The sequence below is a fragment of the Streptomyces sp. NPDC001617 genome (assembly GCF_053596855.1).
The window spans coordinates 24,465-34,108 of the sequence record NZ_JBSFHA010000108.1; the positions used below are offsets into that span (position 1 = coordinate 24,465).

At 69.6% G+C, this 9,644-nt stretch carries 6 protein-coding genes and 2 pseudogenes; 5 read left to right on the forward strand and 3 right to left on the reverse strand.

The annotated features are described in order from the left end of the window. Positions 1-62: 62 nt before the first annotated feature. From ACWC09_RS46230 to ACWC09_RS46240, 3 genes are all read right to left on the reverse strand, one after another. Positions 63-3,917: a carboxypeptidase regulatory-like domain-containing protein gene (locus ACWC09_RS46230; RefSeq protein ID WP_450857549.1), complete on the reverse strand. Its 3,855-nt coding sequence runs from the start codon at positions 3,915-3,917 to the stop codon at positions 63-65. A 166-nt stretch (positions 3,918-4,083) separates the two neighbouring features. Then, positions 4,084-4,323, reverse strand: coding sequence for a hypothetical protein (locus tag ACWC09_RS46235; RefSeq protein ID WP_450857550.1), 240 nt, complete (start codon positions 4,321-4,323; stop codon positions 4,084-4,086). 969 nt (positions 4,324-5,292) lie between these two features. Then, positions 5,293-5,886, reverse strand: a complete 594-nt coding sequence (locus ACWC09_RS46240) for a TetR/AcrR family transcriptional regulator (RefSeq protein ID WP_450857551.1) — start codon at positions 5,884-5,886, stop codon at positions 5,293-5,295. Between the two features lie 130 nt (positions 5,887-6,016). Between ACWC09_RS46240 and ACWC09_RS46245 the strand changes: the two genes are divergently transcribed. The 5 genes and pseudogenes from ACWC09_RS46245 to ACWC09_RS46265 all read left to right on the forward strand — a co-directional run. Continuing rightward, positions 6,017-6,781, forward strand: coding sequence for a 3-oxoacyl-ACP reductase family protein (locus tag ACWC09_RS46245; RefSeq protein WP_450857552.1), 765 nt, complete (start codon positions 6,017-6,019; stop codon positions 6,779-6,781). Positions 6,782-6,915: 134 nt separating this feature from the next. After that, entirely contained in the window at positions 6,916-7,866 is a 951-nt protein-coding gene (locus tag ACWC09_RS46250) for an alpha/beta fold hydrolase (RefSeq protein ID WP_450857554.1), read from the forward strand. A gap of 44 nt (positions 7,867-7,910) precedes the next feature. After that, positions 7,911-8,336 (forward strand): ester cyclase, encoded by a 426-nt coding sequence (locus tag ACWC09_RS46255; RefSeq protein ID WP_450857555.1) that lies wholly within the window; start codon positions 7,911-7,913, stop codon positions 8,334-8,336. A gap of 309 nt (positions 8,337-8,645) precedes the next feature. Continuing rightward, positions 8,646-8,954: pseudogene (locus ACWC09_RS46260) on the forward strand (nuclear transport factor 2 family protein); the annotation flags it as partial. Between the two features lie 93 nt (positions 8,955-9,047). Further along, positions 9,048-9,169 (forward strand): annotated as a pseudogene (locus tag ACWC09_RS46265) (DNA-binding response regulator); the annotation flags it as partial. Positions 9,170-9,644: the final 475 nt, after the last annotated feature.

Sequence of the window (9,644 nt, forward strand, 5' to 3'; positions counted from 1 at the left end):
GCGACTGATGCGGCGCGAGGGGGCGGCGGAGAACGTCCCGACGGTTGTCGGATGGCGGTTTGTCAGCGCACGGTCATCCGCACCGGCACCACTGGGTACGTGTACGGCGTGTCCGTGCTGACCGCGAGCGCAGCCGTGTAGGTCCCGGCCACGTCCACCGCCGTCGCGCCCGCGTCCAGCCGGACGGTGACGGTCAGGCGCTGGCCGGGGGCGAGCATATGGGTGGTGGACGTAGTGGAGAGCCAGCGGACGTCGGCTGCCGGGACGCAGCTGTCGAGGCCCGGCAACTGCTCGACATTCGCACGGGCGTCGAAAACGCTCGGCGCACCGCCGACCCGGTAGAACCCGCAGGCGCCACCGGCCCGGTAGAGCGGCGTGGAGGCGGCGGGCAGGGCCGTCCAGGTGCGGGCGGCCGGGTCGTAGGCGTAGCCGGCGCTGGTGACGACGCCGAGCAGGTTGCTGACCCCGCCGGAGAGGAGGAAGCGGCCGTCGGCAGTGGTGGCGGCCGAGGCCCACAGGTCGATGGGAAGGTCGGTGATCGGAGTCCAGGCGGCGGTGGCCGGGTCGTAGGCGTAGCCGTGCCGCGTACCCTCCACCACGGTGGTGCCGCCCGCGCAGTACAGGGTGCCCGAGACGGCGCCGCAGCCGAGCCAGGAGATGGCCTCGGGGTAGGGGGTGGTGGCGGCCCAGGTGTCGGTGGCCGGGTCGTAGACCTGCACTGCGGTGGCGCCAGTGCAGTATCCCTGGCCGCAGCCGCCGACCAGGTACCACTTGCCGTCGAGTGTGGCGGAAGCCGCTGCCGCGTACCCGGCGGGCACCGGGGCGGCGGTGGACCAGGTGCGGTGCTGCGGGTCGTAGACCTCGGTGGTGGTCACGGTGCTGCCGTCCGCTGTCCAGCCGCCGGTGACGTACAACTTGCCGTTCAGGAAGGCGGACTGGGGTGACTCGCGGGGGGTGGGGTGGCCGCCGGGGATCGCCGTCCAGGCGGCGGTGACGGGGTCGTAGACGTAGCCGCCGGACAGAACGGAGGTGCCGTCGGTGCCGCCGACCGAGTAGACGCGACCGTCCGGGCCGGTGGCGACGGCGTTGTCGATGACGGGGGTGGGGTAGTCGGCCAGGGAGGTCCAGGCCGAGGCGGCGGGGGTCACGTCCGTGGACGTGGACGTGGTCTTCGTCTTCGTCTTCGTCAGCCGGTCGGGGGTGAAGTCACCGGGAACGTACTGCGGAGCTGCCGCGCGGGCCGTCGTCGCCGTCGGGATGTCCCCGGACCGCTCGGTGAGGCCGACGGTGAGCGGAGCCGAGCCGGTGTTGCGCAGGGTGACCTGGGCGGTGGTGGCTTTCCCCTTGCGTACGGTCTTGTCGACCGCCGCCGGGCTGATCGCCAGCTGTCCGGCGAGCAGCACCGCGTCGAGGCGGGTGGCGTGGTCGGCCTTGACGTTCACCTTCTTCGTTGCCGTGGTGTAGTGCTCGGCGCTGAACGCGACCTGCTGACGGCCCGTCCGCGGCGCGAAGCGTACGTACGAACCGTCGCCCGCCGTGGTCGCCTTGGCGCCGGTCTTGCCGCTCACCGTCGCACCGCTCAGCTGCCGGCCGGTGTTGCGGTCCGTCACCGTCCCGTACAGCAGCCCACCCGGCACCGGCTTGCAGGTCATGCCGCCGAAGGCGACGTCGTCGACCTGCCAGTAGTAGGCGTAGTCGCCGTTGTAGCGGAACCGCACCTGGACGGCGGACTTCCCCGCCGCGTCCGGGAGGGCGATGCTCTGCGTCCCGGGGCCCGCGGAGGCGGTGTCGCGGTGCCAGACCGTGGACCAGGTCGTGCCCCCGTCGACGCTGAGGTCGACGTCGGCCTTGGAGTCGTCGTCGAACGGCTTGTAGAAGGTGCCGAAGCGGACCGCGGGCGTGTCGTAGCCGGTCAGGTCGAGGACCGGGGAGAGGAGGGAGGTGTTCTGCCGGTCGCCGGAGTAGTCGCTGTCGGCGATGGCGAAGCCGCCCGACCCGCCGGTGAGGTTGCCGCGCCCGGCCGGGTCGTCGAAGCGCCAGGTGTGGCCGCTGCCGGTGACGCTCCACCCGGCGGGCGCCTGAGTGCCGTCGAAGGTCTCGGTGGCCTCGCTGAACGTCTGCTTGTATCCCGGCGCCACGCAGGCGGCGGCGTCGACCGGGATGCCGAAGTCCTTGCGGCCGGCCTTGGCGCCCACCGTCAGGTCGGCCGTCGTGACCTGGTAACCGGTGTAGACCGGGTCGACCTGCAGGGTGTAGGTGCTGTTGGCGGGCAGCCTGAGGGTGTAGCGGCCGGTCGCCGGGTCCGTGTACGTCCGAGTGGACGGCTCGTCGGCGACCTGGATGCCCGCGGAGAGCGGCCAGCCGTGCCCGGAGCCGTCCCGGATCCGCCCGCTGACGGTGACCAGGGGCTGGGCGGAGAGCGTGAAGTCCCGGGCCACGGTCGCGTCGTCGCCGACCTCGACTGCGGCCGGCGTGGTGCTGCCGTAGCCGAACTTGGCGGCTGTCACGTCGTACGTGCCCGCCGGGAGCGTCATGTCGTACGTGCCGTCGGCGCCGGTCGTCGTGGCGTTCGCGCCGGCCGTGATCCGCACCCCGGCCACCGGGCCGCCCGCGGACGGGTCGGTGACCTTGCCGGTCAACCTGCCGTACGGGCCGGTGGTGAAGGCGACGGTGCCGTTCGGGGTGCCGAGGCCGGTGGGGCCGTCCCAGCCGGGGCCTGCGGTGCACAGACTGGCGGTGGCACAGGTGCCGTTGGTGCCGCTGGTCACGTCGTTCAGAGCGCCGTTCGGCGCGCCGTCGCGGGCGCCGGAGTGGGCGTACGGGTAGGCGTTGGGGTAGGTCTTCGCGCCCGGCTTCCCGGCGAGCGCGTAGGTGGCGGCGATGATCGGGGCGGACGCGCTGGTGCCGCCGTAGACGCCCCAACCGCGGTCCTCGTACGTGTTGTAGACGCTGACCCCGGTCGCCGGGTCGGCGACGGCAGACACGTCCGCGACGGCGCGGTTGGCGCAGCCCCGGTCGGTCTGGAAGGACGGCTTGGAGGAGTAGGCCGAGCAGCCGCTGCCCGCCCCGGTCCACGCGGACTCGTTCCAGCCCCGGGTTGTCCCGCGGTCCCGGCTCAGCGAGGTCCCGCCGACCGCCGTGACGTACGGCAGCGAGGCCGGGTAGCTGGTGCCGTAGCCGTTGTCGCCGGTGCTGAAGGTGATCGCCACGCCCGGGTGCTTGTAGTAGGCGTCGCCGGGCAGGTCGCCGATCGCGCTCTCGCTCCCGCCCCAGCTGTTGGAGACGTACGCGGCGCCGAGCGCGACCGCCGTGTTCTCCGCCTCGCCGAGGCCGTCGATGGACGGCTCGTCGGCCTCGACCAGCAGGATGTGACAGAGCGGGCAGGCGGCGCTGACCATGTCGAGGTCGAGGGCTATCTCGCCGGCCCAGCCCTGGTCGGGCTGTGGGTACTCGGTGCCGCCGCGCTGGTCGGTCTTGCGGAAGCAGCCGTCCGCGGTGGTGCAGGGCGGCAGGCCGAACTGGGAGCGGTAGACGGCCAGGTCGGCCTCGGCGTTCGGGTTGTCGTAGGCGTCGACGATGGCCACCGTGACCCCCGCCCCGGCCACGTCGGACGGCAGGTCGTAGGCGCTCTGGAGGTCGGCGGGGCCCAACCCGGCGGGGGCCAGCAGGGGTTGGAAGCCTTTGCCGGTCTGCCGGACATCGTCGCGGGCGACCGCGAAGCAGGCCATCTGGTTGGGTTTGTCGGGTCTCGCGCAGAGGGGGTGCGTCGGCACGGTCGAGGCCGTCGAGGCGGTGTCGGCGGTTGCCTCGGTGGTGGCGGTGGCGGTCTGGGGAAGTGCCCAGATCAGTGTCATCAGGATGCTGAACAGGGCGGTTAACGCCGCCAGTCGGGTACGGAACAGTCCCACCTTGATCATCCGAGTTCTCCCAGATATTCATGGGTATAAGGGAAACGATCAGGCGGCAGCGTATTCCGTGTACATGTCATGTGTGTGAAGTTGTGCGCTCCTGTTTGATGGATTGGGCGGCGGGCTGCTGCCGCCGGGCGCCCCGCCGTGCGAAGCAATGCGCCACCTGCTCCGGTCAAGCCGCACGCCGCCGGGTCATGGCGACCGGCCGGCTGACCGCCGGCCCGTCGGACGCCTTGACCGTGTCGGAGGCCGGGACCGGGGTCCAGACATCGGACTCGCCAACGCGGTAGGCGAAGGTGACGCCGATGAGGTCGGACGGTCCGTAGGCGGCCGGCTCGACGCTCCCGGCAGGACGATCGCCGCTGCCGGGCGAGGTGACCTCGGCGGTGCCGACATGGAACGTCTGCACCATCGCCGGGGACAGGTGTTTCGGGCCTGCGGGTCGAGAGCCTGCTGCTCCCGGGAGAGACAGCCGACCATGAGGGCCTTACCGTCGGCACGCGTGATGTCCGGCCGTACAGCTCCGGCTTTCACACAAGAGGACCGAGTGACCGCGGGGGGCCGTTTCCTGTTGGGGCAGTTTCTGACGCCCACCGGCCATAGCCACGATGTGCGCTCCCCCTTGCCGCAAACCCAGACGGCCACCACATCGATCGCCTCGACGCACACGCGTCGGCCAGAGCGCCGCCTCATCGACAACACTGTTCTCGTGCCTACCGGCCTCAGGGCGGCCTCAATTCACGGCACTACCGCAGCACGGCACCCAGAACAGGCCTCACCAGCTACTCGCCAGAGCACATACGTGCAGGTCAGGCGACTACCGACCGAGGCAGACCGAACCGGCCCAAACCCACGAGCAGCGGATTCAGTCCATTCAGGCAAAGTTGACGATCCAACAGCCCAAAAGGAACGTTTCCGCAGGTCAAAGCCCTGCACAGGTGGGGCGGGTGGGACTCGAACCCACGGCCGACGGATTATGAGTCCTTTGAGGATCTTGGCGGCCCTTGCCGATCAGTGCCGGTTCACGCCGTTCTTGCAGGTCAGACCTGCTGATCAGTGTCAGCCCTGCGCAGTGCTTGTCGGTCTGTTCCTGTCCTTGTGGCCCCTCAATGGCCCCTGAGGGTCGATGAGTTGGACGCTTGCCACAGCAGCAGCCGCATCCGCCCAGTTCAGCCGAGGGGCTGAAACCCTTCGCGCAGCGGAGTCCCCTACCGACGCGATGATGCTCCATCCCAGGCACCGGGGTGGAGCATCGTCCCGGACGTCAAGAGGCGGTCCCGTCCACCGGACTGCGCATCGACCTGGGCAGCGGCGCGTCAATCGGGTCAGCCGAGTACGTAGGTCCCATCGCCGGACTCAGCAACGATCTTCAATTTGCCGATCACGGGCTTGGCCACGTACTGAGGGCTTGGTCGGCGACGCGGTGCATGTCTTCTCGGCTGGCGCCGCCGGCGGCCTGCACGGCGAGGCCCTGCCCGACGGTGTTCACATAGCGGGCGAGGGTTTCCGGGTCGGCGGTGAGTGGCAGGTCGCCCTCGGCCTGGGCTTGTTCGAACCGTTTCCGCAGGGCGGCCACTCCGGCTTCCCGGCGTTCGGCCAGGTCGCGGCGGACCGGTTCGCTTTCCGGGCCGGCGGCCAGCGCGGACTGCACCAGCAGGCAGCCTCGCGGGCAGCCGGGCGCGGTGTGGGCGTCCACGGCTCCGTGCAGCATCGCCTCGGCCACCTGCCGGGCGGTGGGAAGCTCAAGAGCCGGGGCCACAAAGGCTCCCGGGCCCTGCAGATAGCGATCGACGGCCTTGCGGAACAGCTCCTCCTTGTTGCCGAAGGCGGCGTAGATGCTGCGCCGGTTGATCCCCATGGCCTCGGTCAGCGCGGCGAGCGAGGCACCCTCGTAACCCTCGGCCCAGAACACCCGCATCGCCACCTCCAGCGCCTCGTCGGTATCGAAGGACCGGGGCCGTCCCGTGCTGGGCATCGAAGCCTCCTTGAGAAAAAGTTCGCCGCCACGGAAGGAATCCCGCTCTTGCTCAGGTTAGTGTCATCGTGGATATAGTAACCGAGCGGTTCGGTTCGTAAATGAAGCGCTGAAGAAATCGGAGACCCCCATGGGCACCCAGCTCGCCCCCGGCACCACCCGGTCCGGCGTACGGCCCCTCGAAGGCAAAACCGCCCTGGTCACGGGCGGGTCCCGGGGCATCGGTGCCGGGATCGTGCGCCGTCTGGCCGCCGACGGCGCCCAGGTCGCCTTCACCTACGCCAGTGCCAAGGACCAGGCCGACGCCGTGGCCGAGGCGACAGGCGCCCTGGCGGTGCAGGCGGACAGCGCGGACCACGAAGCCGTCCGGGCCGCGGTCAGCCGCACCACGGAGCATTTCGGCGGACTGGACATCCTCGTCAACAACGCCGGCGTCTCCCACGCCGCACCGATCGAGGACTTCCCGCTGGAGGAGTTCGACCGGACGATCGCGGTCAACGTCCGGGGCGTGTTCAGCGCCGTCCAGGCCGCCGCTCCCCACCTCGGCCAGGGCGGTCGCATCATCACCATCGGCAGCGTCAGCGCCGACCGCGTCCCCTTCCCCGGCGCAACCGTCTACGCCCTGACGAAGGCCGCTGTCGCCGGTCTCACCCGCGGCCTGGCCCGCGAACTCGGTCCGCACGGCATCACCGTCAACAACGTGCAGCCCGGCCCCACCACCACGGACATGACCCCTGACACAGGCCCATACGCGGAATCCCTGAAGCAGCTCATGCCGCTCCACCACTTCGCCGAGCCCGCCGACATCGCCAGCGCCGTCGCCTATCTCGCCGGCCCCGAAGCCCACTTCATCACCGGAACCAGCTGGAACGTCGACGGCGGCATCGCCGTCTGACCGCCCACCCCGGGCGGCCGCACTCCCCCTGAAGGTCCCGGCGCTCGCGCCCCGCGCAGAGTTCTCGACCAGCGGAGGCCTCCAGCCGTATCGCCGTGCATGACGGCACCCACCACCACAAAGGACGCACCATCATGAACGCTTCCACCACAGCTTCCACGACCGCCCTGGCCGTCGGGTCGGAGGAGCCGCTCAGTCCCGGCTACGACACGGCGACCAAGGACGACGCCGAGTTCAACGAGCTCTTCCGGCACGGCTTCACCACCATCGACGACGTGCAGATGCACTACGTCGTCGGCGGCGACGGCCCGCAGGTCTTGGTGCTGCTGCACGGCTGGCCGCAGAGCTGGTACGAGTACCGCCAGGTCATGCCCTCGCTGCTGCCCGGCCGCACCGTCATCGCCATCGACCTGCCGGGCCTGGGCGACTCGACCGGGAACCCGACCTCCAGGGCCAAGACGGTCCTGGCCACCTATGTCCACAAGCTCCTCAACCACCTCGGCCACCGCGAGAACGTACACGTCGTCGCGCACGACTTCGGCGTCAGCGTCGCCTACCCGCTGGCCGCCCAGTACCGCGAGCAGATAGCAGGCCTGTTCCTCATGGACTACGGCCTGACCGGCAAGAACCTGAAGTTCGCCGCCATCGAGTCGATGTTCTGGCACTTCTCCTTCAACAAGCAGCGCCCCCTCGCCGAGGAACTGGTCACCGGCCGGGTCGAGACCTTCCTCACCCACTTCTTCCAGGGGATGAAGACCGCCGGCGAGAACATCTCCGCCGACGAAATGGCCGAGTTCGTCCGGCTGTACTCCCGCCCCCAGGTCCTGCACGCCGGCTTCGAGCTCTACCGGACCGAGACCCAGGACGAGGCCGACAACACCAAGTTCCAGGAGACCCCGCTGACCATCCCGGTGCGCATGATCACCCAGGCCGGCCTTGCCGACATGGTCCTGCCGCCCCTCCAGGACGCCGCCCCCCACGCCACCTCCGCCGACGTCGCCGGCGCCGGACACTTCCTCCTCCACGAAGCACCCGACCGCGTCCTGGCCGAGATCAACGCCTTCTACCCCAACCCCACAGCCTGACCAACTTCGAAAGCCGGCTCACCGCAGTGAGAGGAAAACCCCTGATGAACAGCCAACCCACCTCCGCCCGCGATGTCCCTACCCGCGTATTCGCCGCCTTCGACGCGGGAGATATCGCCGCGCTGGACACCCTGGTCTCGCCTGATCTCATCGACCACAACCTGCCCCCAGGGGCTCCCTCGGCGATCGAGGGGATGAAGGCAATGGTCGCTGCCATGCGCGACGGGTTCACCAACCCTCACCACGAGGTCGTCTACCAGGCCGAGACCGACGACGGCTGGGTCGTCTCCCAGTGGGTGATCACAGCGACCCACACAGGTCCTTGGTTCGGACTGCCCGCGACCGGCCGTGACGTGACCTGCTCCGGCATCGATCTCGCGCGCGTGGTCGACGGCCGGATCGTCGAGATCCGGCACGTCGAGGAACTGCTGCAACTTCAGATGCAGATGCAGATGCAGCTCACCGACTGAGGCAGCAGCAAATATGCACCAGCGCGGCGTGAGCTGACCAGACAAGGGGCCCCCGGCGAAGAGTTGAAGTTGATCGCCCCATAGACCCTTCGCCGGGGGTTCCCATGGCTCACGCTGTTGCCCCGTCGGCTCCTGAAGGCCGTCTGACGACATACCGGAGGCGCTCGCTCCATTGACATGGTGCAGAGAAGGATCAAGGCGCGATCCCGCACACCATCACCGGCAAAAAGAGCTCCAGGTCCCGGTCAAGCGCATCCTGCAGGGCACCGAGATCGAGCAGGTGGCTGACCGCAGCTCGACCGACAACGCGGCTGCTTCGCACCCGACGCGCTCACCTGGCACAACTTCGACGAGATCGAGCAGGACGTCCATGCCATGGCTGCGATGCTCGGTCACCTCTGTGCCCTCTCGGCGAGCCGGAGCTACGAGGACCGACGCATCACGACAGTCGGCTCGCAGGCGTTCCTGCAGTACACGCTGACCGCGGTGCTCCACTCCGGAGGCCGGTTCCGAATGCCGGCGATGATGCGGCTGGAGGTCGACTCCGACGGGCTCGTGGCACGGATCGAGGAGCACTTCGACTCGCGCGTGCTCGACAGCCTCGCCGAAGTGTCGTGACGGCCTCCGCGTTCAGCGAGAACGAGAGCGTGGCTCCCCGGGGTCCAGAACGTCACGCCGAAAGGACGGCCCCACGTCGTTCCCGTCATTGTCGGCTTCGACACCGACTCCGACACCCTGCCGACGATCGAGGCGGCGCAGGTCAACTGCTCAAGGATGCCCGGCGCGACGAGCTCTTCCCGGCCGCCCGCGCGACGGCCGCCGGCCGCACCGTTAGCGAAGGATCGCGATCCACGGCCCACGACAGAACTGACTCACCCGTCTGCGATGTCCTCATACGGACATGATCGGCTCATGGACCGCCGAGGGCCATGTCCACGGGGCGGGGGCCAGTTCACAGCGACAGCTGGTTCAGACCTCCTGCGCGGCCCCAGCTGCCTCACCGGGCGGACGGCTCCGGAAACAGGCCGCCGACGACCCTGTAGTGCCCTTTTCTCTTCGGGCAGTTTCCGTCTCCCCCACTCTGCGAACCCAGACGTACCGGCAGCCGCGCCGCCCTCTCCGCTGGTCCGGCATTCGACTGGCCGTACGAAGGATGTCCACCCGATGCCCACGCAACGGTAAAACGGACAACGAATCGCCCCGGAGACACCGTCGGCCTGGACACGCCCGCGCCGTCCCGGCCCCTGTACGGCCCCTGGGTCCTGGCATCGGCCCTCAAGGCAGTCGCCCAGGCCGCGAGCGACACCC